Source organism: Cognatilysobacter xinjiangensis, from assembly GCF_014651995.1.
GTDB lineage: Bacteria > Pseudomonadota > Gammaproteobacteria > Xanthomonadales > Xanthomonadaceae > Cognatilysobacter > Cognatilysobacter xinjiangensis.
In genome coordinates, this window is record NZ_BMXY01000005.1 from 94,269 (window position 1) to 112,278 (window position 18,010).

An 18,010-nucleotide genomic window follows, 5' to 3' on the forward strand; every position below is an offset into this window, starting at 1 on the left:
GATGGCGTGAGCCCGTGGGGAGGTATGGCAGTTCGGCGACGCTAAAGGCGAGTGCGGGCAGTTCTGTTACAGCCGTCCGCAAGCCCTCTCCGGGCAGCTGCACGCCAGGGGCTATGGGCGGACTGCAGGCGTGGTATTTCCTGCTCACGACAAGCCCAGTGTAGCCTCACCCCCATAGAGCGCTCCACTGTAGACCACGCATCAATGCGGTGCCAACTCAGCTTTGAATATCTTTAGCATCAATGCCTTAGCTGCTTCCATGGTCGGAACCTCGCACTCCCAGACTTCTACTACCCTCCACCCCAAGGCGGTCAGCGCGTCGCGATTGCGGCTGTCCCGAGCCACGTTGGCACGGAACTTCTCGGCCCAGAACTCAACGTTGGTGGCTGGAGTGGTGGCCTTGCGGCATCCCGGATGCCGATGCCAATAACAGCCGTGAACGAACAGAGCGACTTTATGCCTTGGAAAAACGACGTCAGGAGAACCGGGAAGGTCTCGCTTGTGAATTCGGAAGCGTAATCCACACCGATGCGCGGCGCTCCGTACTAGCAACTCCGGCTTCGTGTGCTTGCCTTTTACAGCACGCATCATTTGCGACCGCGTGCTAGCTGATACTCGATCCATCGGCCTGGGCTAGTTGCTCTCTCGTCAGCCGAGCATATGCAGTGCTCGTCAATAGTGCATAGGCAGCCAACTTGCGATAGAAGGCGTGGATTCTCTGCAGACCACTGTCCATCGTCGCTGACTTGGCCACGGTGAAGGCCTTAGTAGTTTGCATATCGCGTCTCTTGTGCCGGAAGGCAAAGCATTCGCACTTCGAGGAGCTATCCAGGCCGGCGGCAACCAGGTCGCGGCCGGCTTTATGCCATTCAACGTAGCGGCAGGGCACTGGCTCGGATGGACAGACTCCGGCAGGTCTACGGCCAAGGATATCCGTGCTGGAACGAGCTTCCATCGCACCAGCGCGCGTGGGGTCGCGCACTGCGGATTTATTGCGATGCAAACAGCCTTCACAGTGGGTCCGGCGGCTACGGACTCACTCTGGTGGTATGTGCCTTAAGTCCGCCAGCATTGCCGCTTGGCGTGGAATTCGCGTAACGGCCATCCAGCGGCCACCGATCCGCTGCTGCGGATGCGCCAAAGCCGGAAGCGCTTGTATCTAATTTATAGTGAAGTCAGCCCACCAGGACTCGAAGCCGTAATCAGCGGTTCGGCGCTAGGAGGCCTATTCAGTGACGCGTGTCCGGCGTCCGTCGATGAGCCGAAGACGCAAGGTAGTGCGCCACGCCGCCCTAGGCGAGCGCCCTAGTCTTGCGGACCATTCGGCAGCTTGATGAGTACAGCACACGCAGTGCTAGAGTACGGCTCGCCCAAGTGCGCATCGCGCCACATGCCCGCCCGCTTCGGGTCGGAAGCGGACCTCTGCCCTGCGCCGTGATGGCTGCGTCTCGACACGTCCGCTACCGGCCTATTCCGTTGAAAAACTCGGTCGATCGACGGTCCTGAAGCTGGTCCACTGACAACCCATCAAGCGAGCGGAATCGACGCGATGATGGGTCGGCAGAAGGCAGCGCAGGCGCCGTTGTTCTACGCCTTCAACCTCGAGGACCACGTCCCGGCGAACCATCTGCTGCGTGGCATCGACCGGTTCCTCGACCTCGACGGTCTGCACCAGCACCTGTCTCCGCACTACAGCCACACGGGCCGCCCATCGATCGATCCGGCGCTGCTGATTCGCATGCTGATCGTCGGCTACTGCTTCGGCATCCGTTCCGAGCGCCGGCTGTGCGAAGAGGTGCATCTCAACCTGGCCTACCGCTGGTTCTGCCGACTCTAGCTCGAAGATGCCGTGCCGGACCATTCGACGTTCTCGAAGAACCGGCACGGTCGCTTTCGCGACAGCGACACGCTGCGCTTTGTGTTCGAGCAGGTGTTGCAGCGTTGCCTGGCCGAAGGCCTGGTCGGCGGCGAAGGCTTCGCAACCGATGCCAGCGTCATCAAGGCCGACGCGAACCGACAGCGTGGCGTGCCCGGAGCTGAGGCGACCTTCGACGGTGCGTCGTTGGCGCGTCCGATGCGCGAGTACCTTGAGGCGCTGGAAACATTCAGCGAAGAGCGTCGAGTGCCGAAGAACGTGTCGATCACCGATCCTGCAGCACAGTGGACAGCCGCACCGGGTGGCCCTGCTTTCTATGCGTATTCGACCAACTATCTGGTCGACGTGAAGTCGGGCGTGATCATGGATGTCGAGGCCACGCCGGCGCATCGAACCGATGAAGTCGCGGCGACGCGCACGATGGTGGAGCGCGTCGAGGATCGGTTCGACATCAAGCCCGAGCGCCTGATCGGCGACACGGCCTACGGCACGTCCGAGATGCTGGGCTGGATGGTTGAAGAAAAGTCGATCGAGCCGCACGTGCCGGTCTGGGACAAGAGCGAGAGCAAGGACGGGTCGCTGGGGCGCTCCGACTTCGAGTGGGACGAAGCGGAGGATGAATACCGCTGTCCCCAAGGCAACGTGCTGCGTTCGACCGGCAAGCCCACCAGCGACCACACGCTCATCTACCGCAGCAGCGTCGCGGACTGCGCCGGCTGTCCACTGAAGCCGCGCTGCTGCGCGAATACGACGCACCGCAAGATCACGCGCCAGCGGCACGAAAGCGCCCGAGACGTCGCCCGGCGGATTGCCACCACCGAGCGTTACGCGCAGTCGCGGCGGCATCGCAAGAAGGTGGAGATGCTGTTCGCACACCTGAAACGCATCCTGCGGCTGGACCGGCTGCGCCTGCGAGGGCTGAGCGGTGCCCGGGATGAGTTCCTGTTGGCCGCGACCGCGCAGAACCTGAGGCGGATGGCAGCGTGGCTGATGCCGAAAAGCGAAGAAGTATCAAAAGCACTGGCCGTCTGAGGCGGCCAGGCGCTTTCGCGCCGAAGAAATCGCTCGCTTCTATCGACTGATTCGCCTGATCAGGCCGAAGCGGACGACCATCCCGTTGGCGACAGCGAGTTTTTCAACGGAATAGGCCACAAGCGGACGTGGCGATTACAGCACGCCGCGTCCAAGCGGCTAACCTGCCGTTCGCGTTGCAACAGCGGGGCACCCGCGGCGCCTCCCACGATCACCGGCACTTCTTCCACTGGTGCCGATGCAATGCTTACCGCACGAGCCAAGTATTGGCCCTTGCGCCACCCGGCCGGCCTACCATCGTCCTGCCTCCATCGCATCGAGCCTCGAACTCAACTCGTGCATGACGTCGACGCAGGCGTCGAGGTAATCGCGGAGCTTGTCGAGCGCCTTGTCCATGTTGTCGCACCAATTCTCATTGGACACGGCAGTGTCCTTGTCCGCGGCGCAGTCATACAGCGACGCGCGAACGTAGTGCGATTCCTGGCCGAATGCCCGCAGCACGCGATTCGCCTCATTGACGTGCGCGCGCCCGCCCTCCTCGAACGCCTCGACCTTCTTGCGCAGGTCGTTGAAGCTCGACACGCTCAGCGAGCGCTTCGCCGAAATCGCGGTTCGTTGGAAGAAGCCCTCGTCGCCGAAGGACATCTGTCCCATGACGTCCATCGCCAGCCGGCTGATCGCCAGTGACAGATTGACGCCACCCATCGAATGCTGGGTCAGCGCCCAGCTGGTCTTCGCGAACGCGCCGGCGAATGACAGCTTCCGGAAGTCGATGATCGCGCGCCATGCGCCGGTATGCGTCGCGATGCGCGCGAGCGCCTCAATGAGCTTAGCTGGCACGGTCTCCGTCGCGAGAACTGTGGCGGCATCGACGAACCGCTCAGCATCGTCATTCTTGAGATTGAACGCGCGCGCCATCTGCAGGATAACGCCGCGCGCCCGTGCAGTCAGCCCGCCAGCCTCGCAGCCGAGGAACGTGGCATCGACGAGCCATGCGTACTGGCGCTCGCGCGCGGACAATTCGTCGAGCACGCGATCAATCTGCACGCGTCGCGGATCGCGAAGCACGCGCTCGATGCTCGCGTCCGCCGGTTCGCATTGCAGCAGCCGCGACAACGAGGAGAGATAGCCGCGTCGTTGGCTGTCCTCGCCCGGGGAGGCCATCGCCAGAATCAACGCGTCGATGTACAGCTGCCGGGAGTTGGCGTCGACCAGCAGCTCGGTAATGGGGTGCGCCTGCAGCGGCACGTGTCGCGACAGCAGATCCTCAAGCGAGAAAGGCTGTGGCTCCTGCGGCAACGTGGCCGGAGCCTGCCCGGGCGCCACGGGCGCATCGGTTTCGCACAGGCTGCGCACCAGCGAGATGCCGGCGGCGATCTCGCGCGCGAGGTCGAGAAGGCAGTAGCGCGCGTCCGGGCTCGACAGATGGTCACGCACGCTGCCTAGCATGAGCGTGCGCCGGTCCTCTTCGCGGGCATGGCGCGCGACGCGTGAGATCATCGGCAGGCAGCTTGCCACCTCGTACACGCAGTTAAAGCCGCTGCCGGACACCATCTCGAGGACCTGGTCCGCCGCGAGCACGCGCTCGCCGGCCCGGATCTCGACGATGCCCTCCAGCGCCGGCATGCCCGCGGCCATGGTCTCGTCTAGGAGCCGCTCGGCGAACCCCGACAGCGTGAACTCCTGCCAGCCATCGATGCCGAGCATCTCGAACGCGGCCTCGAGGTCCTTGCTCTCGACGATGCGCTCCATTGCGAGGTCATTCTCGCGCAGCAGCGCCGAATAGTCGTAGACGACGCTAAGCACCTGCATGACTGGCGGCAGTCGATCGTATCCCTGCACCTTAAGGCTCGTGCGCCAGTCAATCACCGACGTCACCTGCTCGAGCCGGCCGATCTTATGGCCAACGCGCGTCGTAAGCGAAAGCAGCAGCTCACGCGTCTCGAACTGCGTTTCCGCAAGTTCGGCGAGGTTGTTGCGGATGATCGCGATTGAGCGCGCCTCGATCAGATTCTGCTTCTGCAGCGCAGCTAGGTATTGCCACGCCAGCGCCTGCATCTCAACGAGATCGGCGGTCGTCGCGCGCGCGATCGATTCGGTCCTGCCGTTGAGCTTGTACCAGCAGCGCTTGAAGAAGCCGGCATCACGAAACGTCTCCAGCCGCTCCGTCGCGAGCCCGGCGAGTTTTGATGCATCGAGCGCCAGTTGTTGCGCGGCGGTACTGTCCGCCTGGGCGTCCGCGACAAGGGCGTCGATCTGGCTGTCCGAACGAGTTTTTATTGCCGTGGTGCTCATGGTCGGAAGAGATGCCTTAGATGGTTTCAATCTGCTGACGGATGCGCAGCGCCTGCGCGTGCGTCTCGCGCATGCGCTCGTCGAATGCGCGCTCGGACTGGTCCATGCCTACGCGAAAGGCGGCGAACGACTCCTGCGCAGTCGCGAGGTACGCCAGCGAGCACGCCATCGCCTGCTGCGATTCCACCAATCGCGTCGCAGTCGCAACGGTCTCGCGGTAGGGCGCCTCGAGGTGGTTGTCGATCGCGAGCGTCATTGCCATCGACGCCACCAGGCTACCGACCACGCTGCCGATCAGGATGCCCACCGGACCCGCCGGTGCGCCGAGCGCGGCGCCGATCGACGCGCCGAGCACGCCGCTGCCAGTCTGGAACAGATTGGTTCCGACCCGCTGTTCGAGCTCGGCCGTCGACATTCGCCCTGCCGCGACGAGCACGAGGCATTCGATGAGGTCGATCGCGCAGACCGTGGCGCCGGCGATGCCACCGGCCGCGAGGCTGGACTGAAAGACGCTGCCTTGGAACAGCGCCGGCAGGCCGCGTGCGGTTAGGCTGACCGCCGCCGTCGCACCGGCGGCCTTGAGCGCGCCGTCGGCCGCGGCAAGCGCCGTCTGGGTCAGGATGTACTTCGCCGCCGCGCCGGGCTCCATCCCACCGTGGCGTACCTGTTGCAGGCAACGGATAGTGTTGAGGCTGCCGGCGATGACCGCGGTCACTAGAGCCGCGGAGGTGGCGGCCCTGGCGGCCTGCTTGCCCAGGGACGCATCGAGGAACCCGTCGCGGCGGCTGGCGAGCACGTCGTCGGCCTGGCTGCCACCCTTGGCGACTTTCTTCGCTTCATTCAGCGTCAGGTCCTGCGACTCGACACCATCGTGCCTAAGGCGGGACGTCGACTTGGTCTCGACATGGCGCGCCGCTTCCGCCACCTCTGGGCGCTTGGCCGCCTCCTTGATCTGGGTGCGGCGTGCGCTCGCCTGCACGTCGCCGAGTTGATCGGCCGGGCACAGGTGGCTGTCGGCGTCTTTGTAGCGCGCGACCCCGTCGCGCACCTCGCGGAACGCCTTGTGCGTGTCTTCGCCGGTCTTGTAGTACTTGACCTGCACCTTCTGCGGTCCGCTGCTGCCGCCCTGGATCAGGACGTCGACCGTGGGGTCGTTGGTCCTGATCGGCGTCCCCGGATGGCGGTCGGTGAATGCGCGTACGGACTTATCCTGCAGGATCGCATCGAGATTGAAGCTCTCCACATGGAGCACTTCGGCCGCGAACCCCGCCTTACACGGCAGTGACTGCTGGGTCGACGTGATCTTGCGCAGCAGCTCATCGGTAACGCCCGTTTCCTGCAGCATCTTGCCGACCTCGACCGCGGCCTCGCGACTGTAGATGTAGCTTGTGTCCGGAATCGCCTGTCTCGGCACGCTGCTCTGCTCTCCCACCTTGCCCCCCTTTTGCATTAACCGCCCCCCAGATGCGGTGCGCCTCTACGCCACCGGCCGGTCTACCTTTGTCACGATACTCATGCGGCCGCCCATCTGCCGGATGACCCATTTTGGGAGTTCCGCTACGGACATTGTTTGAACGCGGTCGCGTCCAATGCGACACCGTGTCAGAAATCGTCCTACGGAATCGCAACCCTGCTGCATTCAACCGTGAAGTGGCCCGTCTGAGTTTACTCGGCGTCTCGTCACCCGGATCCGAGACAATGAACCCCATTTGAGGGTAATTGATCGGGTTCCCAGAGTCCGCAACGGGTCGGTGGCAAACGCTAGTCGCCAGTTTGGTCTACCACGTCATTCTGCAGTTGGTCAGGAGCTAGGCCGTCCCGAGCACCGCCAATGACGGACGCTATGCGCCTCTCATGAGTGACGTTTGGCTCGGAGTTCCCATCACCTTTCGACGCACCGAATGCGGCGGACCAAGACGTCGCTGATCTACCGGTGCACGAAGAACCTGCGTGCAGTGCAGATCCGCCGCGGTCACACCAAGCTGGAGAGCAGGGTGCGCAATCTAGGTATCGAAGTGGAGGACGCACTCGAGATGGCGGAGCGAACCGAAGCTTAAAAGGTACCTTAGGAACCGCACCCTTGAGGCAGCAGACCAAGGGCTGCTTTCGACTGGCAGCGGACATTGATGCCCCCAATCGAACACAGCACCCGCGATGCGCTGCTCTCTGCGGAATCGACTAGTGCTGGTCGGAAGCTCCCCGCCCGGGCCCAAACGTGGCGACTGCCGGATGCGAAAGCAGGCATCCGCGTTCGAGGTCGAACGGGCAGGCATATAGGACGACGCCATCCTGCAGATCGAATGGCTCGTGCGGCTCAGAAAACGCTTCGCACTTGGGGTATATGAGGACTAGTACGCCGTCGCCCTTTCGATATCTGTGGCCATAGGCGAATAGCTGATAGAAGTCCGGTTGGCTGAGCCCATAGTTCCGGTCGACATCGTTGGCGTCGAGTAGCTTCCACTTGGCGTCGAGAACCGATACCGACTTCCCGTGTTCCACCAGGAAGTCGGGGCGCAACTGGAAAAGCCGGCGCCCGTTGTGGGTGCACAGGTATTGGCTTGCCGATTGAGCCCGGAGGGTAGTCTCGCGCGGCAGCGCTCTACGCAAGCACGCTTCGACGTACCGCTCGTAGAGCTTCTCCATCGGGAAGAGCAGGCTGCGACCGCGCCACTCGCCAAATACCGATAGCGGGCTCCGATCGCCAAGGATGAGCTCGCACCACGGCCGGATCGGCTCGTAGTGGCTCATCAGCCGCTCTGTGCTCCAGCGCCTGAGGTCCGCGGGCGCGTCTCGGCTGGCGGGCACATCAATCAGCTGGCGCTCAAGCTCATGCGCGAGCCGCCAGCTGCTGGCCTCTCGCGTCTGGTTCGCGACCTTGGTCAGCGCTGCGACGATCAGTCGGTTTTCTGCCCGGTTGACGTCGAACACCTGATGCTCGACCTGGAATCTATGGCGCCGGGACACCGGCTGCCTGATCTGCTCGCCCACCCGCAACCGACCGCGCAAAAACCCAACCTCTTCCTCGACTGCCCGGTACTCGGAACGAATGCCCCGCCGGATCAGAAGTACGAGCTCGCGAAGAAACTGCTGAATCACCCATTCACTGACAGGAGCATCAAACGTCGCGAGATCCGCCGGGGACGTAGTTCGAACCGGCAGATTCAATGCATGTCTCAGCATGCGAATTAGTAGCCTGCGTGAGGTCGCAGCATCAGAAGCTGTTGCCGTGTGCTTAGGCAAGATCTCCAGCCGCGTGCCACAGGGCGTTTCAAGGACGCCAACGTAGTTGTCAACACGCAACCACTTTCGCCCTTCAACTTGGACGAGGGGAGCACCCCCCGATCGATGCCGCTGTGCTTCCATGCAAAGCCAATCGAATGCGGATTGGCTGATGCTCGCGGCATCCAACCCAGCCTCTGGAGGCACGTCGCCGGTGGCAAGCCGGGCGTGCTCACGGACAGTTACAAGTCTCACGCGGGCTCGCTGGAGACTTCAATAATGGCCTTATAGGCCGCCGGGTCGCCGAATGCGGCGTCGTTGATCTCCCACAGCCGGCTTTCGGTTGGCAGCTCCACGTCGCTACCGAACAGATCTTGAATGGCACCTTGCGTAGCCCGGATGAACCGGAGATGCGCAGGCTTGCGATGATCGTTGAGCACCCACGCGATGCGCTGCCAGTCGGCGAAAAAATACTCTTGAAGAAGCGGTAGAACCTTCAAGCGGAATACCGCCTCGAGCATCTCGACTGAGGGGTCTGCCTTCAATCCGAGGAAGTAGGCGTGCCCGAGTACGTAGTCGCGGCCAAGCAGCGCCTCGATACGTCGATTCATGACCCTCAGCATGTCGGCGATCGGAATGCCGGCGACGTCGATCGAGTCGAGGACGCTCACGTCGGGCATCATTTCCACGAACTCGAACCGTCGCCGCAACGCGACGTCCATTCCTGCCAACGAGCGGTCGGCAGTATTCATGGTCGCGATAATGTGCACGTTGCGCGGAACACTGAAGCGTTCGCGCGAATACGGGAGCGTGATCGAAAGTGCTTCGTCGCAGCCGTCGCGCTTGGACGGCTCGACCAGCGTGATCAGTTCGCCAAATATCCGCGAGACATTGCCTCGGTTGATCTCGTCGATGATTAGCACTCGCGGTTCGGGCGGGGCGTCCGGGTTCGGGGTTGGTGCAAGCAGCGCCCTGAGCCGATCGCGGTTGATCGTCGATGCATTCGGCTCGTAGATCGTCATCTGGCTGAAGCGGTTCTCCATCAAGTCCGTGTACGGCCGCGCCGGATCGTAGCGGCGAACCCAGCGGACTGGCCGCGCTTGTGTGTAAGTGTCTTCGCCGCCGCGGTCTCGGTACTCGTACTCCCCGGTAACCTCGCCAATCGCTCGGAACTTCAGGTTGCCTTGCGACACAATGAAGAGGTCGCCCACTTTCACCCGACGGATAAACGTGTCGAGTGCCGTGACGGTGTAGTCCGTGGACTCGAACGTCGTTCCTTGCGCATGCTGCAACCGGTCGACGATGTCTGCTCGCGACTTGACGCCTGAGAGGTCCACCCCGTATCCAAATCCGAGCAACGCGATACCTTTTTGCATGCACTCGTCGAAGATATGCCCCTCGGTCGCCCAGTCGCCGAGGGAGATCTTCCACACGCGCCGACCGTCGATGTCGAGGTCTCCGCTGGACTCCGTGACCGTACGACTGCGCGCCGCGTCGCAGACCTGACGGAAAACGCCTGGCTCGACGCGGTAGTGAATGCCTCCAGCCGCCCCGTCGTCCTCGGCCGTTTCGGCCCGGATGCCCTCGACGAAGTCTTCGTAGCTGAAGCTTTGATGGAAGGTGACGAAGCGGATGCGGCCTGCCTGGGCAAGCTCGTCGTAGCGCGCCTTCAATACTGAGCGCTCCCCCGAGTGCCGTTCCAGGAATTCCGGATCGACGATCCGCAGCGCTTCCTCGACCGTCCTGTGCGTTTTCCCGGTTCCGGGTGGGCCAAAGAGGATGCGATTGATGGGCTGGTTCACGGGGTGCGCCTGAACGGGTTTGGTGGAGGAACTGGACTGCTGCTTGGTCGGCGGGGCTATGCCGTCGTATCCATCGCAAAGGTGGTCCAGCTCCTCCCATGAGCGGACCTGCACGGCATAGGCCTGGTGGCCTCGGGCGAGGCTAGGTGCGTGGGCTGCGAGATGATGGTTGCGCGTACGTTCGGGCGGATACTCGGTGACCCGGCCGGGCAGCACTCCGGCTGGGACCGTCTCCACGAACAACTGGATGGACGTTTTCCGCTCGGGCTCCTTGCCAGGATCTACCGCAAGATGCCGGCCCTCACGCGTGCGGAATGCCACGATGTGCGTGGTACGTCGCGCCGGGCCCGGGTACCGGCGTTCGAGATAGCGAATGGCCAATGCGGCATTGAATGGAGGCTCTTCGACTTTACGAATGAGCGTGCCATGGGTGCTCCTGGCGGTCTCGTCCCGATAAACCTCCCACGTTCCGTGGATCGCAGGATCGTAGGGGACGAATGTGGCCGACGACCCACGGCCAATCCTGAGCAACTTGTCGTACCGATTGCCGCTGTCGGTGCGTCGCGGCTCGCGCCCGGATGTCTGGGAGGTCCTTTGCGGTGAGTTGACCGCCGCGTTATTCAGCGCTTGGGACACAGTACCCAACGGTGTATCCGGACGAGTCTTTTTCAGTTCGCTCCAGACCTCGTCGATGCTCGCACGCCCGCCCAATGCGCTTACGGCCTGAACGGCCGCAGCCCATTGCGTTGTTTCGTCAGAAACGTCGCTCATACCTGTAGAGGGTTCTCAGTTAGTTTCGCGATGGCAGGCGCCCTTTCGTCTTCCTCCGAGTACTCTGCAACCCAGCACAGCAGGTTGACCAGGGCCATCTGCTCGGGGCTGTCGCAGCGCACGCTCAAAAGGGCCGGGCTTGCCACTACAAACGCGAGACATTGGGCCCGCGAAATCGCGACGTTCAAGCGGTTCTTGCTGAAAAGGAACTCGATGTCGCGTGGCAGCTCTTCGGCTGAGGATGTCGCCATGCTGACGATGACGGCCGCCGCTTCCTGTCCTTGAAACTTGTCCACCGTCCCCACGCGTGCACCCGCCGGAAGAACCTCCTTCAGAAGATTCACCTGCAGGTTGTACGGACTGACGACGAGGATGTCCTGGCACGTGAGCCGGCGACCGGCACATTCGCCATCCACGATCGTGGCGTCGAGGAGCCTGCGATAGATTTCGAGGACCTGCTCAGCTTCCTCGCGGCTACTCTGGGCACATCCTTCGTGCTGAACGGGGATGAAGCGGATTCCCCTGGTCGGAGCGTCGACCATCCCGATGACGTGCCGCAGCAACGCGCCGCCCTCGGCCTGCAGGCGACCTTCGTAGACCGCCTCAGAAATGAAGCGACACACGCCCGGGTGCATCCGCCACGTTCGCGGTAGGAATACGCCCTCGGCGGCAGGGATCGTTGCCCGGCCGTCCATTAGGTACTCCAGGCACGATTCGCCCGACCGTCCCGGATGGGCACCCTGGATAGGCTGTCCGAGTTGCATCTGGTCGCCGAGCAGGACGATATTCCTGGCCCGGGTACCCATCGCCACGAGGTTGCCCAGCGATACTTGACCCGCCTCGTCGACGAACAGGTAGTCGAGTTCGAGGTCTTCCGGCAGTCCCGCGAAGGCCCACGCCGTGCCGGCAAACAGGCGGTGCTCGTCCGGGTCGAAGTCTTCCTTCTTTGCACTGTTCTGGAACCAGTCGCAATCGAAATGGCTATCGGTGCTTTGACCGGAAGCCTTCTTGAAGCCACGGAAGACAAATCCGCTTTCCCGCGCCGCGCCCACCGTCGCCTCGAGAAGGTTGTGGATCGCCTTGTGGCTGTTTGAGGTGACACCGACGGAGTGACCGGCAGCAAGCAGCCCCGCGATGACCCGCGAGCCGGTGTAGGTCTTGCCGGCCCCGGGCGGCCCTTGGATCACCAGGTACGACGCGTCCAGCCTGCGAATGACGCCAAGCACGTCATCGACGCTCGGCCGCTCAGGAACCAGATCCTCGCCCGGGCTGACGCCGTTGACCTTGGGAAGTTGCTTGCCCAGAACACGCTTTGTGGCAAAGAAGCGCTCGTCACCGGCACGCATGCTCTGCGCGAACCTCAAGACGTCTGCTTGTAGCCCTTTGGTGTCCACGGGGCTGGTGGGTCCGAGACTCAACGTGCCCGGCGTGTCGTGGCTAGGCCCGAACTTGATGCAGGCCCGGCGCGTTTCGGGATCGACCTCAACGAGCTCGACCTCCTTTCCGGTGTCCAGCCGTGTCGCCCGACTGCCACTCCTGAGCTTGGTGTCCTGTGGCGGGTACCGGTAAGTCACGAGCCGTGATCGCTTGACCGGGACAACCGCGACATCGGGATCCAGAGTCAGGCCCGCCAAGCACTCGGCATCCTCCAGCAGCTCCTCCGATTCCATCTCCATGCAATCGAAGTACTTCCACCACTGCGGCTTCTGCTCGCGCCGGTGGAAGTCGATCAGGTGCAGAGTCATCTCCGTGAGCCGGCGCTCCGGACCGTCGGGCAGCGCGTTGTCGCCCTCGATGCGCCGCCGCAACGCTTCGCGCAACTCGTCGGCTTCCTGCTTGGCAGAGCTGTCGGCCGCCTGGGGCGCGACTTCGCCGGCTTCCGAGGGCGACCCGACGTCACGCCATGGGAGCTCCGCGGGACGCAGGCCCAGCAGCCAGCGATGCAGGCCGCATGTCGAATCGACGTCGTCGCGGTTGTAGTCCTCGATCGCCGTCAGCAGTGAGGGGTCGCGGGTCTGCCGCCAGCGGTCGTAGTAGATGATGCTCGCGCCGGCCTCTTGGACATCGCCGGAGCGTGCATCGCGGTAGAAGTGCTCGATGTTCTTGATCGAGTAGCCGGACTCTGACACGCGGATCGCTTCCCGAACGACCTTGTAGAGGTCGACCAACCGGTTCTGCCGAAGCAGGTCGTCGACCTCGGCCTCGCGCGTCGCGTGCATCGAGGCAAGCCGCCGGATCGCTGTCTTCTCATATGCCGCGTAGTGGTAGATGTGCGCGTTCGGGTGGCACTCGAGATGACTGGTGACGAAGTCCATGAAGGCTTCGAACGCCGCCTTCTCCTCGCTCCGGCTGTGGGCCCAGAAGGGTTGGAAGCGGAATCCGGTCGGTTCTTGCCAGCCGACGCCGAAGAGGTACTCCAGCCCGCCGGGTGCCAGCGGATCGCCTTCCATGTCGAAGTAAAGATCATGCGCGTCCGGCGGCGGAAGCCGCAGGAACCCCAAGGGCGGCTCCGACACCACGGGCAGCAGGTCACATCGCTTCTGCCCAGTCGTGCGCTCGTGCCATTGCAACTGCGCCTGGTGGCGAAGCACCTGCAACGTCGTGGGGGCGAGTCTGGGCACCGACGCGCCCTCTGGCAGCCCGGCCAGAGCCTCCAGCGTCATGATGCCCGCCGCATTGAGCTTGCGTATCTGCGACATCCGGATGTTGGCCACACGGCTCAGGTGATCGTCCCGTTCCCACTGTTCCGCACAGAGGTGATCCCAGGGACACTGCCCGCATTGGTCGCAGGGCACGGGATAGGTGGGTGCGTTGATAGACCGACTGGCGATGAAGCGCGCCTTGAGCGCGTGGTAGTAGCGGATGTAGTCGCTGACCCGATAGCTCGCACGGGTGCCGTCGCCCAACACGACATGCATGAAGGCCGGCATCCGGCCCTGGAGGATCGCCAGGATGGACGAGTAGAAGCACAGCTGGACGAGGTAGGCGGCCTTGGATCGGTGCGCCAGCTTGGTGTCGACGACCTCGTAGCTGTAGGGGCCGAGATCGGACGGCGTATCGACGCGCTCGAGAAAGTCCGAATAGCCCGCGAAGACGTCGTCCTGCAGTGCGGCTTGATAGATGACATCCGCCCCCTGCCTGAGCGCTTGGAGCGTGGCCTCGACCTGTTCCGGCAGCGCGCGCCGCGGCTCGCCCAGGTCAGCGATCGACCGGCCCTGGGCGCGCAAGGAATCCAGATAAGCCCGCTCGTGGTCCACGCCGAGGTTCTGGATGAGCGTGTCCATCTCGTCCTGTTCGCCCTTCGGCAAAGGCGTAACGAGATGCGCGGTGTCCAAAACGCTGAGGTGTTCGCAGCCAAGAAAACGGACCAAGTCCGTCGCCGAATAGATAACGTCGTTTCCGACCTTACGCATGAGTGCCCCCAAACGCGGTTGCGCGCGCCCGCGGTAACGCCGCAGGGGCGGTCAATGTCAGGTGGTCGTGCGACAAGCCGTGTCGGAGAGGCGGGATCATGCGAGTTCCGCCGCCTCGATCGCGGTCGTTGCCGGTGCGCCGGCAGGCACCGTTCCCGGACCGTGGGCGTACGCCGCGGCGGCCGCGCAGAGCTCACGGGAGAGATCTGCGCGCAGTTCAGCGGGCTCGATGACCTCGACGCGTGAGCCAAAGGCCAGGAGCCACCAACGCAGGGGCTGGTCCCATTCCACGACGGCGGACACTTCGATCCGCCCGTCTGGAAGTGCACGCGTCGTCTGGTCCTTCGACAGCGGCGTTTCAAACAGGTGCTCGGCGGCATCCGGCTGGAAGCGAGCGACCAGTTGCACTGGCCCCCGGCTCTCGTACCGGGTCGCACTGCGGCTAGCGTAGGTCTGGAGGCAGAAGCCATCAGGCTCGCGGTAGGGCGCTCCGACTTCGCGAAGATCGGTGAGCCGGTGCACCGCCAGCTGTCGGATATCTCCGTAGTCGAACAGGGTGCATACCAGATACCGGACGGCCCCCCGGACCAGCAGGCCCAGCGGATGAATCAGCACGGGCTTGGACGTCCGTGCACCTTTGGCACGGTAGTACCCTTCCAGGCACCGCCGCCGGCCGAGGGCGCCATGCAGGATCGCAAGCGTGTTGGCTTCGATCTTTGGTGGCATCAGTTGCTGGGTCGTTGGCACGACTGCCATCCGCAGGTGCCAGTCGCGCCAGCCGCTGTCCTCGAGAGCGCTTTCCGCCATCGCGTAGAGCGGCACCAGCTCGCTGTGCATCGAGCTAGGGAGTAGAGGCTGCAGGTGAGTCCGTGCCAGCAGCAGCGACACCGCTTGGGGCGGGCTGAAGCCCGGCGCGAATTCGAACGCGGCGCCGGGGGTCCATGACCAGCCGAAGGGCTTCGAGCGCTCGTCGGCCATCAGGGGAAATACGTCCGACAGCCCGTGCAGATCGCGTTCGATCGTCCGGGCGGTCACGTGAAAGCCGCGATCCCGGAGCCGTTCACGCAGCTCGCCCACAGTCACCCGGTGCGGATGCCGTGGAATGCATCGCAACATCGCCCACTGGCGCGCAAGCGTCATTCCCCCGCCTTTCTGCCGTTCCGCCATGACGCATCCCCCCGGTTGCGTCTCAAACCATGCGACAGAATACGTCGCACGTCTAGCAGACATTCTCCGAGTCCGAGCCTACGGCAGGCGTAGGCTTGCAACGGACTTCGCTCCGTCGCAAGGGCCATCGGCTACGTGCTCCGCTGCCGTCGGAAGCCATCTCGGTATCTCCGCACGTCGGTCTGGCGCATAGCGCTGCGGGGCGGAACTGCTGCGCAATCCAGTAATGCACCGCGGAGGATTGCCCAAGCCCCCAAGACTTCGTTGTCGATGCCGCCCAGCCCCGGGAACGGGGTCGAGGGCGTCCTTGAATGCTTCGGCACCCGCGTCAGTGACGTCGTCGCCAGAACAATCGGATCTACTCGCCGAACTGCGCCATACGTTTTCGCGAGCGGTCAACCGCGCTGTCCGAGAATAATTGCGGATGACGCAGAATCACGGCCTCGAACGCATAGTTGTCCAGTCCAACCTCCTTCAGCGCAGTGAAGCCGGCGGTACCGTCCGACCGATCTACAGCCTGCTCGATAGCTGCGATAATTCCGCGGCGCTTGATCATCTGCCATGTACGGGAAGCACGGACACGCCTGCCGTGCTTTTCGGAAAGGATGTCTTCGTACGCGTAGATCGCTTCGAGACACTCTTTCTCGGCGACCGACGCGGCCCCATACGCCGCGGCACGCAGTTCCACGGCGCGCTGCCGTGCTTCGAGCGCAAGATCCGCGCGGCCGAGCTTGCGGGCGTTACGCGCGAAGGCTTCGCAGTGCTCGGGCGTTCTTAGCCGTTCTACTCGCTCATCCATTGGTTCTACCCTTCGCGTCCGACCGCTGATGCACAACGAGGCGGTGCACCGCGCCTACGCGACCGCTGGGCCTGGACAGCCCGCGCGAACTTACCGTCGCAATTGCGGGTCTCGCCCTAACCTTCGCGCGCCCCTGTCTAGGCACGGCGTCAGGCCTGCTCATCTGCAATGGCGTGGTCAAGGCTCGTTTGCTGCCAAGGGTGTCGCGCCAACACGTCGAGCAACAAGACCACAGCCGCCTCGAGATCCGCATACGCATACCGGCTGCCCATCCTGAGTTCAAGCTTCCTAAGCTCGTCGCGCCAGATCGGTTCCACCTCTCGGCCGGGAGGCAGGCCCGCGATCTCGGCTAGCCGGGGGCGAGCCACGGCAGCCGGGGCGCGAGCAGGCCGTGCGGCGGAGCGAACGTAATCGACCGCAGCGCGCACGCCGGACTCGGAGATCGTGACGCATCCAAAGTCTGGCCATGTCCTTGAGTCGCACTCGACCGTGTCCGCGTTCCACCAGTCCCAGTCGTGAACCGTGAGGAATGCCGACAGGACGTCGCTGTAGAACGGGACGCCGATCCGGGTTTCGATGCCAAGCGCGTATGCGTCGCACTTGGGGCACACCAGGCAGGTGCTCCCGTTTAGCCGGCCGCGCCACTGCGACGTGTTGGCCGACACGAGTTCGATCCCCCGCTTCACCGCAGCCGTGTCGGCCACAGCAAGCGGCAATTCGCATGCCGGGCAGGTGGGCGTTCTCATGAGATCCGGTACCTTTTAGACGGTGCCGCTCGGCGCGGCTCAGGGAGAAGCGGAAGAATGGCCGGCGGATTCACCGCGCCCCGATGGATCGCGAGGATCATGTCGGTAGCCTTCTTGATGAGTCGCTGAGCCCGTGACTGGCGGTGTCGCAAGTAGGCCATGTCGCGTTGCCTCGCCGACCGGAAGAACGCGAGGGAGCCCCAAAGCGGCGTGCGGCTCGCACTTTTCGCATCCTCGTAGCTCAGGACGCCATTGACCACGAGCAATGTATGAAGTGGTTCGAGCTTCAGGACGTGCTCGAAGCGGACCCTGAACTCCTCATCGGTCCATGAGAAGGACGCCGATTCCAGCACGCGGACGTTGTGGGCTGTTCCGGGTACAGCGCTGCGCAGGCGGCGTTCGATCAGCGCACGGTCCGCAGGCACCCGTGTGTAGACGTCCTCGATATAGAAATCGTCTTGCAGTGTGCCGCGAGCCGAGGGGACCGACAGGTCAGGTTGCCCCTGCAACTTACCTTCGCCTGCCAACGACCGCAGGAGCATCTGAGCAAACCGGGCATGCTCGGGAAAACGGGTCGAAGGCATCCTGTGAACCTCGAAGAGTGGCCAGCCACGCCAGCGCCCACCCAAACCGTCATGCGGGCTCGAGTTTTTCGCCTTACGCACGGGGCGCAATCTTGCGAATCGATAGCCGCGGCCAAGCGTGCAAGTTACGCACGAGGCTCCCGCATCGTGCGTTACCGCCTCGATCGCGACGCGGTCGCAGCGGTCGTCATCGCCGGCTGGTAGCCCTGAAAGACTCGGGCTGACGCTGACGTGCCGCCCTGATCGGTGTCGCTTGATCCGGGGCCCGCGTCAGTAGTAGGACTTGTAGACACGAGTCGAAAGCTG

Annotated in this window: 10 protein-coding genes and 1 pseudogene; 1 reads left to right on the plus strand and 10 read right to left on the minus strand. The window is 63.6% G+C overall.

Annotated elements, in window-relative coordinates; genetic code table 11:
* Positions 1-201 precede the first annotated feature (201 nt).
* Positions 202-624: a very short patch repair endonuclease gene (locus tag IE066_RS15015; RefSeq protein WP_189451064.1), complete on the minus strand. Its 423-nt coding sequence runs from the start codon at positions 622-624 to the stop codon at positions 202-204.
* 925 nt (positions 625-1,549) lie between these two features.
* Between IE066_RS15015 and IE066_RS14105 the strand changes: the two are divergent.
* A pseudogene (locus IE066_RS14105) lies at positions 1,550-2,908 on the plus strand (transposase).
* Between the two features lie 291 nt (positions 2,909-3,199).
* Here the strand turns inward: IE066_RS14105 and IE066_RS14110 are convergent.
* The 9 genes from IE066_RS14110 to IE066_RS14155 form a co-directional block, all read right to left on the minus strand.
* Positions 3,200-5,203, minus strand: a complete 2,004-nt coding sequence (locus IE066_RS14110; RefSeq protein WP_189451066.1) for a hypothetical protein — start codon at positions 5,201-5,203, stop codon at positions 3,200-3,202.
* Between the two features lie 16 nt (positions 5,204-5,219).
* A complete protein-coding gene (locus IE066_RS14115) occupies positions 5,220-6,635 on the minus strand; it encodes a hypothetical protein (protein ID WP_189451068.1) in 1,416 nt (471 codons plus the stop codon).
* Positions 6,636-7,381: 746 nt separating this feature from the next.
* The gene (locus tag IE066_RS14125; RefSeq protein WP_229790834.1) at positions 7,382-8,566 is read right to left on the minus strand and encodes an McrC family protein; all 1,185 of its coding nucleotides are present in this window, start codon (positions 8,564-8,566) and stop codon (positions 7,382-7,384) included.
* A gap of 107 nt (positions 8,567-8,673) precedes the next feature.
* Positions 8,674-10,995 (minus strand): AAA family ATPase, encoded by a 2,322-nt coding sequence (locus IE066_RS14130; protein ID WP_189451072.1) that lies wholly within the window; start codon positions 10,993-10,995, stop codon positions 8,674-8,676.
* Positions 10,992-14,408 (minus strand): TM0106 family RecB-like putative nuclease, encoded by a 3,417-nt coding sequence (locus IE066_RS14135; RefSeq protein WP_189451074.1) that lies wholly within the window; start codon positions 14,406-14,408, stop codon positions 10,992-10,994. The genes IE066_RS14130 and IE066_RS14135 overlap by 4 nt, the downstream gene beginning before the upstream one ends.
* 96 nt (positions 14,409-14,504) lie before the next feature.
* Entirely contained in the window at positions 14,505-15,575 is a 1,071-nt protein-coding gene (locus IE066_RS14140) for a helix-turn-helix transcriptional regulator (protein ID WP_189451076.1), read from the minus strand.
* 358 nt (positions 15,576-15,933) lie between these two features.
* Positions 15,934-16,374 (minus strand): hypothetical protein, encoded by a 441-nt coding sequence (locus tag IE066_RS14145; protein ID WP_189451078.1) that lies wholly within the window; start codon positions 16,372-16,374, stop codon positions 15,934-15,936.
* 149 nt (positions 16,375-16,523) lie between these two features.
* The gene (locus IE066_RS14150) at positions 16,524-17,120 is read right to left on the minus strand and encodes a hypothetical protein (protein WP_189451080.1); all 597 of its coding nucleotides are present in this window, start codon (positions 17,118-17,120) and stop codon (positions 16,524-16,526) included.
* Positions 17,117-17,704, minus strand: a complete 588-nt coding sequence (locus IE066_RS14155; RefSeq protein WP_189451082.1) for a hypothetical protein — start codon at positions 17,702-17,704, stop codon at positions 17,117-17,119. Before IE066_RS14155 ends, IE066_RS14150 begins: the two co-directional genes overlap by 4 nt.
* Between the last annotated feature and the right edge of the window lie 306 nt (positions 17,705-18,010).